Below are 14,291 nucleotides of genomic sequence, written 5' to 3' on the forward strand. Positions count from 1 at the left end.
AAAGCTGTTTTCGCAGTCTTGTCGTGGCGTTTTTAGCGCGTATGATAACGTCACTGGAGCTGGTAGCAGCACCCAATCGACAGATTGCGCCATCAACCAGGAAACATCTCATGCGTATTGAAGAAGATATCAAGTTAGGCTTTAAGGATGTGCTGATCCGTCCTAAACGTTCCACCCTCAAAAGCCGCTCTCAGGTCGAACTCACCCGTCAGTTTACCTTTAAACATTCTGGTGTTGCCTGGTCGGGCGTGCCGATTATCGCTGCGAATATGGATACCGTTGGCACCTTCAGCATGGCCGAAGCGCTGGCATCCTTTGACGTTCTGACCGCCGTACATAAGCATTACAGCGTGGAGCAGTGGCAGGCGTTTGTCTCTCGCGTTCCTGATAACGTACTGCGCCATGTGATGGTTTCCACAGGCACCTCTGATGCGGATTTCCTCAAGCTACAGCAGATTCTGGCGCTTTCACCGCTGCTGAACTTTATCTGCATTGACGTTGCGAACGGCTACTCAGAACATTTTGTTGAGTTCCTGAAGCGTGCGCGTGAAGCCTGCCCGGACAAAACTATCTGTGCGGGTAATGTCGTTACCGGTGAAATGGTTGAGGAGCTTATCCTCTCCGGTGCGGATATCGTCAAGGTGGGCATCGGGCCAGGTTCCGTCTGCACCACACGGGTCAAAACGGGCGTGGGCTATCCTCAACTCTCTGCTGTGATTGAGTGCGCGGATGCGGCGCACGGCCTGGGCGGTCAGATCGTCAGCGATGGCGGCTGTTCCGTTCCCGGAGACGTTGCTAAGGCGTTTGGCGGCGGGGCCGATTTTGTGATGCTCGGTGGCATGCTGGCCGCGCACGATGAGTGTGAAGGCACGGTTGTCGAAGAGAATGGCGAACGGTTTATGCTGTTCTACGGAATGAGCTCCGAGTCGGCGATGAAACGCCACGTAGGCGGCGTAGCGGATTACCGCGCAGCGGAGGGTAAAACCGTCAGGCTCCCGGTACGAGGCCCGGTTGAGTACACTGCCCGGGATATTCTGGGGGGGTTGCGTTCCGCCTGTACCTATGTAGGGGCGGAACGCCTGAAGGAGCTGACCAAGCGTACGACCTTTATTCGCGTTGCCGAGCAGGAAAACCAGGTATTTAACCGCTAAAGCTGGCGGCCACTCTGGTCACTACGGATATAGCAGACACCTCTGGTGTATCTTGCGCCCTGTCGCCCCTGTCGCCCCTGTCGCCCCTGTCGCCTCTCTCGCCGCTGGCGGCGGGGGTGTGCTTCAGGGAAAGTGCCTTAGGGTGTAAGCTTTAGGAGAGGGTTAACACTATCCCATGCTGCCTCTCATTCAAACTCACGCTTTTGATCATCCCTTCTTTTCGCTCAGCCTGACGGTGACGCGGCAAGTACAGGCACACTACCCCAACGCATCCCCGAGATTAAATACGGGCAGATACATGGCAATAACCAGTATTCCCACCATTGTGCCGGTTACGATCATCATCAGGGGTTCAAGTGAAGCAGCCAGCGTGTCTGCCAGCTCCTGAGTTGACTGTTCATGAAAATTCGCCAGCCGGGTCAACAGGCTATCAAGCGATCCTGCTTCTTCGCCTACTTTGATAAGCTGGTAACAGAGCGGTGTGAAGAGTGGGTGCTGTTGTAATGCCTGACTGAGCGGTCTTCCTGAGGAGATATGCTGTTGGATGCCGACGATAGCCTCGCGCCAGAGGCGATGATTCAGGGAGTGTTCCACCGCCTGCAGGCTTTGCAGTAGCGTCAGGCCAGCCTGCTGGGTAAGCGACAGGATAGTAAATATTTTACTGAGCTGGCCGCCGCGATAGAGCCTGCCGATCAGCGGAATTTTCAGCAGGATCCGCTGAAAGCTCATCTGCAAAGCAGGCGAACGGCGGGTGTACCACGTCCAGCAGACCGTCCCTGACAGGGGCAGGGGAAGAAACAGCGTCCCAAAACGCCGTAGCCAGTCCGAAAGCGCGATTACCGCAGCGGTGAACCCAGGCAGTGGCGCATCAAAAGCCTGGTAAACGGAGACAAATTCTGGCAGAACCCACACCAGCATTCCCAGGCTGACCAGTAGCGCAACGGCAAGTATAAAGAGCGGATAGCGTAGTGCCTTAGCCACCTTTTTTTGCAGCTGCTGCTGCCTCTCCTGTTGCTGCGCCAGCTGGAGACAACACTCATCCAGCTGGCCGGTCATCTCTCCCACTTTCATCAGGGCAGGGCAGAGCGCGGGAAACACGTCCGGCCAGAGCGCCAGTACGTCCGAAAAGGGTATCCCTTCTGATACGCGCTGCCGGATATGGACGAGCAGCGCAGACCACCCGGCCTCGGCATGGCCGTCCGCAATCAGACTCAGACTGTCCGACAGCGTCAGCCCTGCTTTCAGCAGCGTAGCAAGCTGCCGGTAAAAGCTGGTTTTATGGTGCCACTTCCAGTCTCTGGCACGATAACGACGCCCGGAGAAGAGCCTGAACGGCTGATAGTTTTTCGCGACCAGTAAATCCATTACCTCCTGTCTGGAGTGACAGAAGAAGGCGCCGCGGGTCATTTTTCCCTCTTCATCCAGCGCATGCCAGCGAAACAGCTGTCGATCAGCCATTTTCCGGCCCTACCACGCGGTTAAGCTCCTCCAGGGTGGTTTCTCCACGATTAACGCAGTGTAATCCTTCAACAAACAGCGAGTTCATCCCCTGTTTTTTCGCTATGGCGGCCAGCTCATCGGGTCCCTGCTCATTTGCGATTGCGTTCTGCAGGCGGGCTGAAACAGGCAGAAGCTCAAATAGCGCAAGGCGACCATAGAAGCCGGAACAACAGTGTTCGCACCCGACAGCCCGCCAGTTCTGCACGGTTCCCGGCCATATGGCCTGAGGAAAATGACCCACGGCTTCAGCGGGTTCGCGGCAGTGAGGGCAAAGACGCCGCACCAGCCGTTGTGCGATAACCAGCCTGAGGGCGGAGGCTACCAAATAGCCCGGAATGCCCATTTGACCAAGCCGCGTCAGCGTTTCGGTTGTTGAATTAGTGTGCAGCGTCGACAGCACCAGATGGCCCGTCTGGGCAGCCTTAATGGCAATTTCTGCCGTTTCAGCGTCACGTATTTCACCGAGCATAATAACGTCAGGGTCCTGGCGCAGCAGGGCGCGCAGAATACGGCCAAAATCGAGGCCAGCCCTGGGATGGATCTGCGTCTGATTCACGCCGGACAGCGGGATTTCGATAGGATCTTCTACGCTGCATATATTGCGCTGGGGGCAGTTAAGCCAGCTCAGGCCGCTGTACAGCGTGAAGGTCTTGCCGCTTCCGGTCGGTCCGGTAACCAGAATCAGCCCCTGCGGGCGCGAGAGTATTTCGCGAAAACGCCGCAGGGATGCCGCAGGCATACCCAGATTTTCCAGCATCACGGACTGACTGCTCCCCTGGAGGAGTCTGATCACGGCTTTTTCACCATATCGCGTGGGCAGCGTCGACAGTCTGAATGACTCAGTACGGTCATTCAGCTCCAGGGTAAACTGTCCGTCCTGTGGTATGCGACGCTCGGCGATATCCAGACCGGCAAGGATCTTCAGCCGCGCGATGAGCGATGCACCCACATCCGCCGGGTGGGTGGGGAGGCTTTGCAATACGCCATCTACCCTGAGCCGAATGCGGATTAGGTGCGACTGGGGCTCAATGTGAATATCGGAAGCCCGCCGCTGGATCGCCAGCTGCAGGAGCTGATCGATGCGTTCCGGAACGGCATCAGCAGGGCCAGCCCGCGCCGATGTTTCATCCCCCGTTCCGGATCCCTGAGCCTGAATATATTGGTCGAGCCGCGCCGGTGGCCAGCTTTCAACCTCAATAGCCGCATGGGTAGCAAAACGCAGGGCTTCCATCATTTCAACCGAAGGGGGTTCGGCGACGGCGATATGTAGTCGCTCATCGGTTAGCGCTAAAATCACCGCCTGATGCTGGCGACAGAGGGTTTCAATGGCGTTGCGGGTGGAGAGCGACGTCATTTCAGCTCTCCCTTATCCCCATCATCAAAGCGGAACAGGCTTTCACAGGCCTCCCTGAGAGCAGGCTGCTGGCTGGTACAGCTGCGACGCCAGTTCATTAGCCCTTCGGATTCCTGCCACTGTGGGGTCATTACCACGTTCAGACTGGAAAGGCTCTCCTGCCCGGTAAGAGTGATTGTGCCAGCCTGAACCGCAACCTTAGCAACATAGCGCGAACCTTTCCCCGTAGGTACGCCATGAACGCCCTCAGTACAGTTAACAGGCCCGCCATGTTCAAGTGCACACAGCTCGACGGCAGTTTTATAAGGCATGGCGGTTTGCAACATATCGGTTAACGCGGCTTTTTGCAGGTAGTTCTGATAAGCCGGTATGCCGATGGCACTTAAAATAGCGACGATAGCGATGACAATCATCAACTCAATCAGGGTAAATCCTTGTTGCTGTTCCATTGCATCTCTCCTTCTGTGGTGGGGAGAGAAGCGTAATAGCCGTAAAAATGCCTGACCACCCACAGATGATGGATTCTGAAAGCGGGTCTGGATATGTTTTCGACGTTACATCAGGGTTCAAAAAACAGGGAAGGCAGCGCGCAAATTAGAGATTAAAGAGGGCGCCGGGCGCCCCCCCTCTTCGGCGTCCCCTTAAGAATAGCCACGTAGCGGCTCACCTCTGCGGCGACGCCAGACAGCATTTGCACAAAATTGAGCGCGGTACGCTCAGCGGTCAGGATCGTAGCGACGGGTCGTCATGATAAATCTTCGAAGATCCGGGAGGGGGGAAGTTATGCTCATGCTAGCCTGTTTGTCACAGGCTTGCCAGCCACCACAAAGCAGAGGCGGGCCATAAATAGAGAGAGAGTCAGTCTCAGCTCGGGCCTGTTATGCGCGGTGTCGGAAGGTTGGTTTTCGTAAAATGATTCATGCTAATCTGGGCGTTACTGGATTAAAGGAGAGTCAGGTATGCAGCTGCAAGCGGGCTGGATCGCCGGAGTGAGGCGGGTTCCCTCGCCACATTTCAATGAACGGCCAGACCAGGAGACGCCAACGCTGCTGGTTATTCATAATATCAGCCTGCCGCCGGGCGAATTTGGTGGCCCGTGGATAGATGCCTTATTTACCGGTACGCTTGATGCGGATGCACATCCTTATTTTGCCGGGATTGCCGCACTGAAGGTGTCGGCACACTGCCTGATTCGCCGGGACGGTGAGGTCGTGCAGTACGTTCCTTTCCACCTTCGCGCCTGGCATGCCGGGATCTCATGCTATCAGGGACGGGAGGCCTGTAATGATTTCTCCATTGGCATAGAACTGGAAGGAACCGACGTGCAGCCCTATACCGACGCACAGTATGCGTCACTGCAGGCGGTGACGGCGCTGCTGATTGAACGCTACCCGGCCATTGCTGAAAATATTACCGGGCACAGCGATATCGCACCCGAGCGGAAAACCGATCCCGGTCCTGCCTTTGACTGGGCCAGATTCCGGGCGGCCCCGGTCAGGCGCTTCAGACATTTCCCCTGGGAGGAGTAACGGGCATGACGCTGTTTAGTTTGCTGTTGGTGCTGGGATGGGAACGCATTTTCAAGATGGGCGAACACTGGCAGCTGGACCATTATCTTGCAGCGCTGTTTCGCGGGCGAGATCGTTTTTCTCTGCTGCGAACGCTGCTGATGACTCTCGTCACGATGGCGATTATCGCCATCTGTTTACTGGGGCTGAAGGGCGTATTTTTCGGCGTACCTCAGCTGCTTTTCTGGGTAGCGGTCGGGCTGCTCTGCATTGGTGCCGGTTCGGTGCGCCTGCATTATCATGCTTACCTTAAAGCCGCCAGCCGCAACGATACCAGCGCACATAACGCGATGGCTGAAGAGCTGACGCTCATCCACGGTATCCCAATTGATTGCGATGAGCGCGAATATCTGCGCGAGCTACAGAACGCGCTGCTGTGGATTAACTTTCGCTATTATCTGGCCCCGCTGTTCTGGTTTGTAGTGGGTGGCCCCTGGGGACCGGTACTGCTGGTCGGCTATGCGTTTCTTCGCGCCTGGCAAAGCTGGCTGGCCCGGCATCATTCGCCGCTGGAGCGATCCCAGTCGGGCATAGATGCCATCCTCCACGTTGTTGACTGGCTTCCGGTTCGTCTGGCCGGGGTAGCCTATGCTTTGCTTGGACACGGAGAGCGCGCGCTGCCCGCCTGGTTTGCTTCCCTGACCGACAGCCATACGTCGCAGTACCAGGTACTGACGCGGCTGGCGCAGTTTTCCCTCTCCCGGGATCCGCATAACGATAAGGTCGAAACGCCTCGCGTAGCGGTATCCCTTGCCAAAAAGGTTTCGCTGGTGGTGGTAGTGGTGGTGGCGCTGCTAACGATTTACGGTACGCTGGTTTGACGTATCATCCGCTGGGGGAATGCCAAATACCGGCAGCCCGCGTTCCCAGCTGAAACTTTTAATACGCGTATGGCGGTTGGGATCGTAAAGCGGGTCGCCTTCAATCTCTGTGTAGTTACGTGCGTGATAAACCAGCAGATCCTCGCCGGTTTCGGAAACGGTGAAGCTGTTGTGCCCAGGCCCATACTGCTGGTTTTCCCGGCTGGTGGTGAAAACCGGAACGGGCGATTTCTGCCAGTTAGCGGGGATCAGGGGATCGGCCTCCGCGTCGATCCACAGCAGACCCATACAATAATTTTCATCAGTGGCGCTGGCCGAGTAACTGACAAATAGCCGGCTGCCATGACGAATGGCCGCCGGTCCTTCATTTACGCTAAAGCCTCTGCACTCCCACTCATACTCCGGCTTGCTCAGCATGACCGGCTCGCCTTTAATTGACCAGGGGGCATCCAGCTCTGCAAGGTAGAGGTTAGAGTTACCGGGAATATGCGGATCTTTCTGCGCCCACAGATACCAGTTTTTCCCCTGATGAACAAAATGGGTCGCATCCAGCGCAAAGCTGTCGATCGGCACCCTGATCTGGCCGCACTCGCGCCATTCCCCGCTGAGCGGATCCTCTGCCGTACAGGCCAGGGCAAACATCCGGTGCTGAAACAGCCCGTCCTTAATTGTGCGGGTCGGTGCAGCCGCGAAGTAGATAATCCAGGTGCCATCAATGCGGTGCAGCTCAGGTGCCCAGATCAATTCGCTCATTGGACCCTGAGAATGTTTGCGCCATACCACAACCGGTTCGGCGTCGGCCAGCCCGGTCAGCGTGCTGGCGCGGCGGATCTCCAGCCGGTCATACTCGGGAACCGAGGCGATGAAGTACCAGGTTTTATCGACATGCAGAATAAAAGGGTCGGCCCGCTGTTCTATCAGCGGGTTTGGCCAGCGGTTTAGCGTCATTATGCAGTTCCTTCCGGTTTAATCGTGGCTTTACCGTCGCGGTAATCGTTCAGTTCCTGGAAATTATGGCGGCGCTTTTCCAGCTCAAGCTGGATACGCTGCATCATTTTTTTGTCCACTTTCAGTAATCTGACTACCCCAGCAGTAATAAGGTAGCCTACGCCCGGGATCACAGTGAAGAGCATGACGATGCCGTTAAGCGCTTCCGGCGTTTGGGCTTTAGCGCCAGCGCTGTAGCCGTACCATGAAAGAAGGAAACCGACCATTGCACCGGCCACGGCCAGGCCAACCTTAAGGAAGAACAGGTTTCCTGAAAAGCTGATGCCGGTAATGCGCTTGCCGGTTTTCCATTCGCCATAATCATCCACGTCGGCCATCAGTGACCAGTGCAGCGGGGAAGGGATTTGATGCAGGATATTCAGTACAACGTACATCACTACCACCAGCAGGGTGGCCTGGGGATCGAGGAAGTAGAATCCGCTGGAGAAAATCGCCAGCACGATGTTGGTCCAGAAAAAGACCTTAAGCTTGCACCAGCGGTCCGTAAGGACCTTAGCCAGCGTGCTGCCGATCATCATGCCGATAACGCCCAGGCTGATAAACAGCGTGGCGAAGTGCGTACTCTGTCCCATAACCCAGGTAACGTAATACATGGTGGCCGCCATGCGGATAAAGCCGGGGCAGACGTTGCAAAAGGTCAGCAGCAGAATACGCACCCACTGGTCGTTTTTCCATACGTCTCTCAGGTCGGCTCGCAGATCGTCATTGCTCGGCACGGCCGGGCGAATGCGTTCGCGAACCGTCGCGAAACAGAATAAGAACATGCACAGGCCAATAAGCGCCAGCACGCTCATCGCCATCTGATAGCCGCGCGCTTTATCTTCGCCGCCAAACCACTCGGCCATCGGCAGCAGCGTCAGGGAGAGGATCAGGGTCGCTACCCCGACCATTACAAATCGCCACGACTGGCAGGAGACGCGTTCACCGGGATCGTTAGTGATAACTCCGCCAAGGGAGCAGTAGGGGATATTGATAGCGGTATAGGTGAGCGACATCAGAAAATAGGTAGCGAAGGCGTAAATAACTTTATTGTCATAGGTCCAGTCCGGCGTGGTGAACATCAGTACGCTGAACAGCACGTAGGGAAGCGATATCCATAGTAGCCAGGGACGAAAGCGACCCCAGCGGCTTTGCGTTCGGTCAGCAATAGCGCCCATAATGGGGTCGGTAACGGCATCCACCACCCTGACCGACAGCAGTAACACCCCGACCAGCGCCGGTGCCAGACCGAAAACATCCGTATAGAAATAGTTAAGAAACAGCATGATTGCGCCGCCGATCATATTACAGCCGGCATCGCCCATCCCATATCCCAGTTTTTCTTTGATTGAAAGTGCCGTGCCATTCATGGATATTTCTCCGTCTGAATCTCAGCAGGCATTATTTATGCAATAGCACAGACTTACGCTGGCTGAATGGGTCGCAGACATGGACGAAAAGGCTGTGGACAGCAAAGTGTGAGAAGGATAACACTTAGCCTGGCGGGCGGATCGCGAAGGGAATATTGATAAGCAGGGCAGGATAATGAGCGTGCCGGGGGCAGTGTGCATCGCCGGGCCTGTCGGCCCGGCTTTCTATATCATCAGGCTTTCTGCAGCCGGTTTTTCAGCATGAAACCCACCGCCAGAATAGCGATCCAGACCGGGATCAGCCAGACGGAAATCGCCATGCCGGGCGTTACCGCCATAATGACCAGAATTGCTGCCATAAACAGCAGGCAGATCCAGTTTCCTACGGGATAAAACAGCGCCTTAAAGCGGGTCTTAACGCCCTGTGCATCTTTCCTGCGGCGGAACTTAAGATGTGCCAGGCTGATCATCGCCCAGTTAATCACCAGGGCTGAGACCACCAGCGCCATCAGCAGACCAAAAGCTTCCCCCGGCATCAGGTAGTTAATCAGTACGCAAATGGCGGTTGCCGCCGCAGAAACGCCGATGGCGACAAACGGCACGCCGCGACCGTCTAGCTTCATCAGCGCCTTAGGGCCATTGCCCTGCTGCGCCAGCCCAAAAAGCATCCGGCTGTTGCAGTAGACGCAGCTGTTATAGACCGACAGGGCAGCGGTCAGAATCACGACATTAAGCGCATTGGCGACCAGGGAATCGCCCAGGTCGTGGAAAATCATCACGAACGGGCTGGCACCACCGATCACTTTGGTCCAGGGATAGAGCGACAGCAATACCGTCAGCGAGCCAATATAGAAAATCAGGATGCGGAACAGCACCTGGTTGGTGGCCTTCGGGATACTCTTCTCAGGATCGTCCGCTTCCGCGGCCGTAATACCTACCAGCTCCAGGCCGCCGAACGAGAACATAATCACCGCCATCGCCATAACCATGCCGGTGATGCCGTTCGGGAAGAAGCCGCCCCGGTCCCACAGATTGGAGACGGAGGCATCAGGCCCGGCATGACCGCCAAACAGCAGCCATGCGCCAAAGACGATCATGCTGATTACCGCTGCCACCTTAATAATGGAAAACCAGAACTCCATCTCGCCGTAGACTTTTACGTTGGTCAGATTAATCGCATTGATGATAAAGAAGAACACCAGGGCGGAGATCCAGGTGGGGATCTCCGGCCACCAGTACTGAATATATTTACCCACGGCCGTCAGTTCCGCCATGGCAACCAGCACATAGAGGATCCAGTAGTTCCAGCCGGAGGCGAAGCCTGCGAAATTACCCCAGTATTTATAAGCAAAATGGCTGAAGGAACCGGCAACCGGCTCTTCAACAACCATTTCACCCAGCTGGCGCATGATCATAAAGGCGATAAAGCCGCCGATGGCATAGCCCAATAGCACTGAGGGGCCAGCCATTCTGATCGTGTCTGCAATTCCCAGAAAAAGGCCTGTCCCGACGGCCCCGCCCAACGCGATAAGCTGGATATGCCGGTTTTTAAGCCCGCGCTTCAGCGTCTCGCCCTGCTGTTGTTCCATAGTAAACCTCGTTATCCGTTATTTTGTTAACCAGAAGGCTAACTCTGTAATCCGTTTCTTACAGAGAGCGTATTGAAATTGATACAGTCTCAGTCAAATTAAAATCAGCCTGACGCTACCGTGGCGACAAGAATAATGATAAGCAGCCGCCAATGCACTCGCTTTCTTTTGTGACGAGAAGAAAGCGACAACGAGATCAGAGGTCGCCCCTTCGTTTCTGCCATAAACAGGTATAAATAACGAATAGCATTCCCTTATGGTGACCTGGGAAACGAGACCAGGGTCCGATTTCGGGCGGTTGCTATATGGACATCGCCTGAATACTTTGTTACTTTACGGGCACCTTTTTGCAATTGGTATTACCAATTTACTCCGGCAAATAGCAGATGAAGGGATGATGGCTTACAGCAAAATCCGCCAACCAAAGCTTTCCGATGCTATCGAGCAACAGCTTGAATCCCTGATTATGGAGGGGACGCTGCGTCCGGGCGAAAAACTGCTCCCGGAGCGCGAGCTCGCTAAGCAGTTCGATGTTTCCCGCCCTTCTCTGCGTGAGGCCATTCAGCGTCTGGAAGCGAAAGGCCTGCTGCTACGCCGTCAGGGCGGCGGCACCTTCGTTCAGACCAACCTGTGGCAAAGCCTTAGCGATCCGCTTGTTGAACTTCTGGCCGGTCATTCTGAATCTCAGTTTGACCTGCTGGAAACGCGCCACGCGCTGGAAGGGATCGCCGCATACTATGCCGCACTACGCGGCACGGAAGAGGATTTAGCGCGCATCCGCCACTGTCACGTGCAGATCCAGTCTGCTCAGGCCAGCGGCGATCTGGACGCGGAAGCCGATGCGGTGATGCAGTATCAAATTGCGGTAACAGAAGCCGCCCATAATGTGGTGCTGCTGCATTTGTTACGCAGTATGGGGCCCATGCTGGAACAAAACGTTCGACAGAATTTTGAACTGCTCTACGCCCGCCGCGAAATGCTGGCGAAAGTAAGCGGTCATCGCGCCAGAATTTTCGAGGCGATTGTGGCCCGTGAGCCTGAAAAGGCGCGCGAAGCTTCACATCGCCATCTGGCGTTTATTGAGGAAATATTGCTGGACAGAAGTCGGGAGCAGAGTCGAAGAGAGCGCTCCTTACGACGTTTACAGCAACGTAAGGAATAAACGCGTAAACATAACGCGGCAAATAAACGACGGACCTGTCTCCCTGTGCTTTGATAACAGAGCACAGGGAGACAGGCTCCAGACAATTCAACGTATTAGACACAGATAAGGAATACCCCCATGTCAGAACGTTTACACAATGACGTGGATCCGATCGAAACCCGCGACTGGCTACAGGCGATCGAATCGGTCATCCGTGAAGAAGGTGTTGAGCGCGCACAGTTCCTGATCGATCAGGTAATGAGCGAAGCACGCAAAGGTGGCGTGAAAGTGGCTGCGGGCGCTGGGGCCAGCAATTATGTTAACTCTATTGCCGTGGAAGACGAGCCGGACTATCCGGGCAATACGTCGCTTGAACGCCGCATTCGTTCGGCGATCCGCTGGAACGCCATTATGACCGTTCTGCGCGCCTCGAAAAAAGATCTGGAACTGGGCGGACATATGTCCTCTTTCCAGTCTTCTGCGACTATCTATGAAGTGTGCTTTAACCACTTCTTCCGAGCGCGCAGCGAGAAAGACGGCGGCGATCTGGTCTATTTCCAGGGGCATATCTCCCCTGGCGTTTATGCGCGCGCTTTCCTTGAAGGACGTCTGACGGAAGATCAGATGAATAACTTCCGTCAGGAAGTTCACGGTAAGGGGCTTTCCTCTTATCCGCATCCTAAACTGATGCCTGATTTCTGGCAGTTCCCGACCGTATCAATGGGCCTTGGCCCGATTGGCGCGATCTACCAGGCCAAATTCCTGAAGTATCTTGAGCACCGTGGACTGAAAGATACGGCTGAACAGACCGTCTATGCCTTCCTGGGCGATGGCGAAATGGACGAGCCAGAATCAAAAGGCGCCATCACCATTGCCACCCGTGAGAAGCTGGATAATCTGGTGTTTATCATCAACTGTAACCTCCAGCGTCTGGACGGCCCGGTCACCGGTAACGGCAAGATCATCAACGAACTGGCCGGTATCTTTGGCGGTGCCGGCTGGGAAGTGATCAAGGTTATCTGGGGCGGTCGCTGGGATGAACTGCTGCGTAAAGATACCAGCGGCAAGCTTATCCAGCTGATGAACGAAACCGTTGATGGCGACTATCAGACCTTTAAATCCCGCGATGGCGCTTACGTGCGCGAGCACTTCTTCGGTAAATATCCGGAGACGGCAGAGCTGGTTAAAGATCTGTCTGACACCGAGATTTGGGCGCTGAACCGTGGCGGTCACGATCCGAAGAAGATCTATGCAGCGCTGAAAAAAGCGCAGGATACCAAAGGTAAGCCGGTGGTGATTCTGGCGCATACCATCAAAGGCTATGGTATGGGTGATACCGCCGAAGGTAAGAACATCGCCCACCAGGTGAAGAAGATGAACATGGATGGCGTTCGCTACATCCGCGATCGCTTCAACGTGCCGGTGGACGATGCGGGCGTTGAAAAACTGCCGTACATCACCTTCGAAAAGGGCTCCGAAGAGTACAACTATCTGCACGGCCAGCGCGAGAAGCTGGGCGGCTATCTGCCAAGCCGTCAGCCTGACTTCAGCGAGAAGCTGGAGATGCCGACGCTGGAAGACTTCCGCTCGCTGCTGGAAGAGCAGAATAAAGAGATCTCCACCACCATCGCGTTTGTCCGTGCCCTGAACGTGATGCTGAAGAACAAATCGATTAAAGATCGCCTTGTGCCGATCATCGCAGATGAAGCGCGTACTTTCGGCATGGAAGGTCTGTTCCGTCAGATTGGTATCTACAGTCCGAATGGCCAGCAATATACGCCGCAGGACCGTGAGCAGGTTGCTTACTACAAAGAAGACGAGAAGGGCCAGATCCTGCAGGAAGGGATCAACGAACTGGGCGCAGGCGCATCCTGGCTGGCGGCGGCAACGTCTTACAGCACCAACAACCTGCCGATGATCCCGTTCTACATTTACTACTCCATGTTCGGTTTCCAGCGTATTGGCGACCTGTGCTGGGCAGCTGGCGATCAGCAGGCTCGCGGCTTCCTGATTGGCGGCACCTCAGGGCGTACCACGCTGAACGGCGAAGGGCTACAGCATGAAGATGGTCACAGCCACATTCAGTCGCTGACTATTCCAAACTGTATCTCTTACGATCCGGCCTATGCCTATGAAGTTGCGGTCATTATGCATGACGGCCTGGTACGTATGTACGGCGAAGCGCAGGAAAACGTCTACTACTACATCACCACCCTGAATGAAAACTACCACATGCCTGCCATGCCGCAGGGTGCGGAAGAGGGTATCCGTAAGGGTATCTACAAGCTGGAAACGGTAGAAGGGAACAAAGGTAAAGTTCAGCTGCTGGGCTCCGGCTCTATTCTGCGTCACGTCCGTGAAGCGGCACAGATTCTGGCAAACGACTACGGTGTGGGTTCTGACGTTTATAGCGTGACCTCGTTCACCGAGCTGGCCCGCGACGGTCAGGACTGCGAGCGCTGGAACATGCTGCATCCGACCGAGGCGCCACGCGTGCCTTATGTTGCCCGGATCATGAGCGATGCACCGGCCGTGGCTTCAACCGACTATATGAAACTGTTTGCCGAGCAGATCCGTACCTTTATGCCAGCCAGCGATTATCGCGTGCTGGGCACCGACGGTTTCGGACGTTCTGACAGTCGTGAAAACCTGCGTCACCACTTTGAAGTGGATGCGTCTTACGTCGTGGTGGCGGCGCTGGGTGAACTGGCTAAACGCGGTGAAATTGATAAGCGCGTGGTGGCAGAAGCGATCACCAAATTCAATATTGATGCCGATAAAGTCAACCCGCGTCTGGCATAAGAGGT

11 protein-coding genes and 1 pseudogene are annotated in these 14,291 nt (G+C 55.4%); 5 read left to right on the forward strand and 7 right to left on the reverse strand.

Annotation, left to right across the window (positions count from 1 at the left end; translation table 11 throughout):
• Positions 1 to 110: 110 nt before the first annotated feature.
• Positions 111 to 1,151 carry a GMP reductase gene (locus ACLRGG_RS10750; RefSeq protein WP_416249763.1) on the forward strand — a complete coding sequence of 347 codons (1,041 nt, stop codon included), beginning with the start codon at positions 111 to 113 and terminating at the stop codon, positions 1,149 to 1,151.
• Positions 1,152 to 1,409: 258 nt separating this feature from the next.
• Here the strand turns inward: ACLRGG_RS10750 and hofC are convergent, their stop codons facing one another.
• From hofC to ACLRGG_RS10770, 4 genes and pseudogenes are all read right to left on the reverse strand, one after another.
• Entirely contained in the window at positions 1,410 to 2,609 is a 1,200-nt protein-coding gene (gene hofC, locus ACLRGG_RS10755; RefSeq protein WP_416249764.1) for a protein transport protein HofC, read from the reverse strand.
• A complete protein-coding gene (gene gspE, locus ACLRGG_RS10760; protein WP_416249765.1) occupies positions 2,602 to 4,005 on the reverse strand; it encodes a type II secretion system protein GspE in 1,404 nt (467 codons plus the stop codon). The genes hofC and gspE overlap by 8 nt, the downstream gene beginning before the upstream one ends.
• Positions 4,002 to 4,454, reverse strand: coding sequence for a prepilin peptidase-dependent pilin (gene ppdD, locus ACLRGG_RS10765; RefSeq protein WP_416249766.1), 453 nt, complete (start codon positions 4,452 to 4,454; stop codon positions 4,002 to 4,004). Before ppdD ends, gspE begins: the two co-directional genes overlap by 4 nt.
• A 185-nt stretch (positions 4,455 to 4,639) precedes the next feature.
• Positions 4,640 to 4,747, reverse strand: a pseudogene (locus ACLRGG_RS10770) (carboxylating nicotinate-nucleotide diphosphorylase); the annotation flags it as partial.
• A gap of 217 nt (positions 4,748 to 4,964) precedes the next feature.
• Between ACLRGG_RS10770 and ampD the strand changes: the two are divergent.
• Positions 4,965 to 5,534: a 1,6-anhydro-N-acetylmuramyl-L-alanine amidase AmpD gene (ampD, locus tag ACLRGG_RS10775; protein WP_416249767.1), complete on the forward strand. Its 570-nt coding sequence runs from the start codon at positions 4,965 to 4,967 to the stop codon at positions 5,532 to 5,534.
• 5 nt (positions 5,535 to 5,539) lie between these two features.
• Positions 5,540 to 6,394, forward strand: a complete 855-nt coding sequence (gene ampE, locus ACLRGG_RS10780) for a beta-lactamase regulator AmpE (RefSeq protein WP_416249768.1) — start codon at positions 5,540 to 5,542, stop codon at positions 6,392 to 6,394.
• Here the strand turns inward: ampE and ACLRGG_RS10785 are convergent.
• The 3 genes from ACLRGG_RS10785 to aroP form a co-directional block, all read right to left on the reverse strand.
• The gene (locus ACLRGG_RS10785) at positions 6,368 to 7,342 is read right to left on the reverse strand and encodes a glycoside hydrolase family 43 protein (protein ID WP_416249769.1); all 975 of its coding nucleotides are present in this window, start codon (positions 7,340 to 7,342) and stop codon (positions 6,368 to 6,370) included. The two genes, ampE and ACLRGG_RS10785, sit on opposite strands and share 27 nt — an antisense overlap.
• Positions 7,342 to 8,751 (reverse strand): glycoside-pentoside-hexuronide (GPH):cation symporter, encoded by a 1,410-nt coding sequence (locus ACLRGG_RS10790; RefSeq protein WP_416249771.1) that lies wholly within the window; start codon positions 8,749 to 8,751, stop codon positions 7,342 to 7,344. The genes ACLRGG_RS10785 and ACLRGG_RS10790 overlap by 1 nt, the downstream gene beginning before the upstream one ends.
• 233 nt (positions 8,752 to 8,984) lie before the next feature.
• The gene (gene aroP, locus ACLRGG_RS10795) at positions 8,985 to 10,340 is read right to left on the reverse strand and encodes an aromatic amino acid transporter AroP (protein WP_416249772.1); all 1,356 of its coding nucleotides are present in this window, start codon (positions 10,338 to 10,340) and stop codon (positions 8,985 to 8,987) included.
• 397 nt (positions 10,341 to 10,737) lie between these two features.
• On the opposite strand from aroP, the gene pdhR reads away from it, so the two are divergent.
• Positions 10,738 to 11,502 (forward strand): pyruvate dehydrogenase complex transcriptional repressor PdhR, encoded by a 765-nt coding sequence (pdhR, locus tag ACLRGG_RS10800; RefSeq protein WP_416249811.1) that lies wholly within the window; start codon positions 10,738 to 10,740, stop codon positions 11,500 to 11,502.
• A gap of 120 nt (positions 11,503 to 11,622) precedes the next feature.
• Positions 11,623 to 14,286, forward strand: coding sequence for a pyruvate dehydrogenase (acetyl-transferring), homodimeric type (aceE, locus tag ACLRGG_RS10805; protein WP_416249773.1), 2,664 nt, complete (start codon positions 11,623 to 11,625; stop codon positions 14,284 to 14,286).
• Positions 14,287 to 14,291 lie beyond the last annotated feature (5 nt).

Origin of the sequence: Erwinia sp. PPS120 (assembly GCF_047918655.1) — a bacterium.
Lineage (GTDB): Bacteria > Pseudomonadota > Gammaproteobacteria > Enterobacterales > Enterobacteriaceae > Erwinia > Erwinia tasmaniensis_A.

Excerpts from the sequence above, each read along its gene's own strand:
- ACLRGG_RS10750 (WP_416249763.1), top strand. The coding sequence starts at position 111 with ATGCGTATTGAAGAAGATATCAAGTTAGGCTTTAAGGATGTGCTGATC.
- hofC (WP_416249764.1), bottom strand. The coding sequence starts at position 2,609 with ATGGCTGATCGACAGCTGTTTCGCTGGCATGCGCTGGATGAAGAGGGA.
- gspE (WP_416249765.1), bottom strand. The coding sequence starts at position 4,005 with ATGACGTCGCTCTCCACCCGCAACGCCATTGAAACCCTCTGTCGCCAG.
- ppdD (WP_416249766.1), bottom strand. The coding sequence starts at position 4,454 with ATGGAACAGCAACAAGGATTTACCCTGATTGAGTTGATGATTGTCATC.
- ampD (WP_416249767.1), top strand. The coding sequence starts at position 4,965 with ATGCAGCTGCAAGCGGGCTGGATCGCCGGAGTGAGGCGGGTTCCCTCG.
- ampE (WP_416249768.1), top strand. The coding sequence starts at position 5,540 with ATGACGCTGTTTAGTTTGCTGTTGGTGCTGGGATGGGAACGCATTTTC.
- ACLRGG_RS10785 (WP_416249769.1), bottom strand. The coding sequence starts at position 7,342 with ATGACGCTAAACCGCTGGCCAAACCCGCTGATAGAACAGCGGGCCGAC.
- ACLRGG_RS10790 (WP_416249771.1), bottom strand. The coding sequence starts at position 8,751 with ATGAATGGCACGGCACTTTCAATCAAAGAAAAACTGGGATATGGGATG.
- aroP (WP_416249772.1), bottom strand. The coding sequence starts at position 10,340 with ATGGAACAACAGCAGGGCGAGACGCTGAAGCGCGGGCTTAAAAACCGG.
- pdhR (WP_416249811.1), top strand. The coding sequence starts at position 10,738 with ATGGCTTACAGCAAAATCCGCCAACCAAAGCTTTCCGATGCTATCGAG.
- aceE (WP_416249773.1), top strand. The coding sequence starts at position 11,623 with ATGTCAGAACGTTTACACAATGACGTGGATCCGATCGAAACCCGCGAC.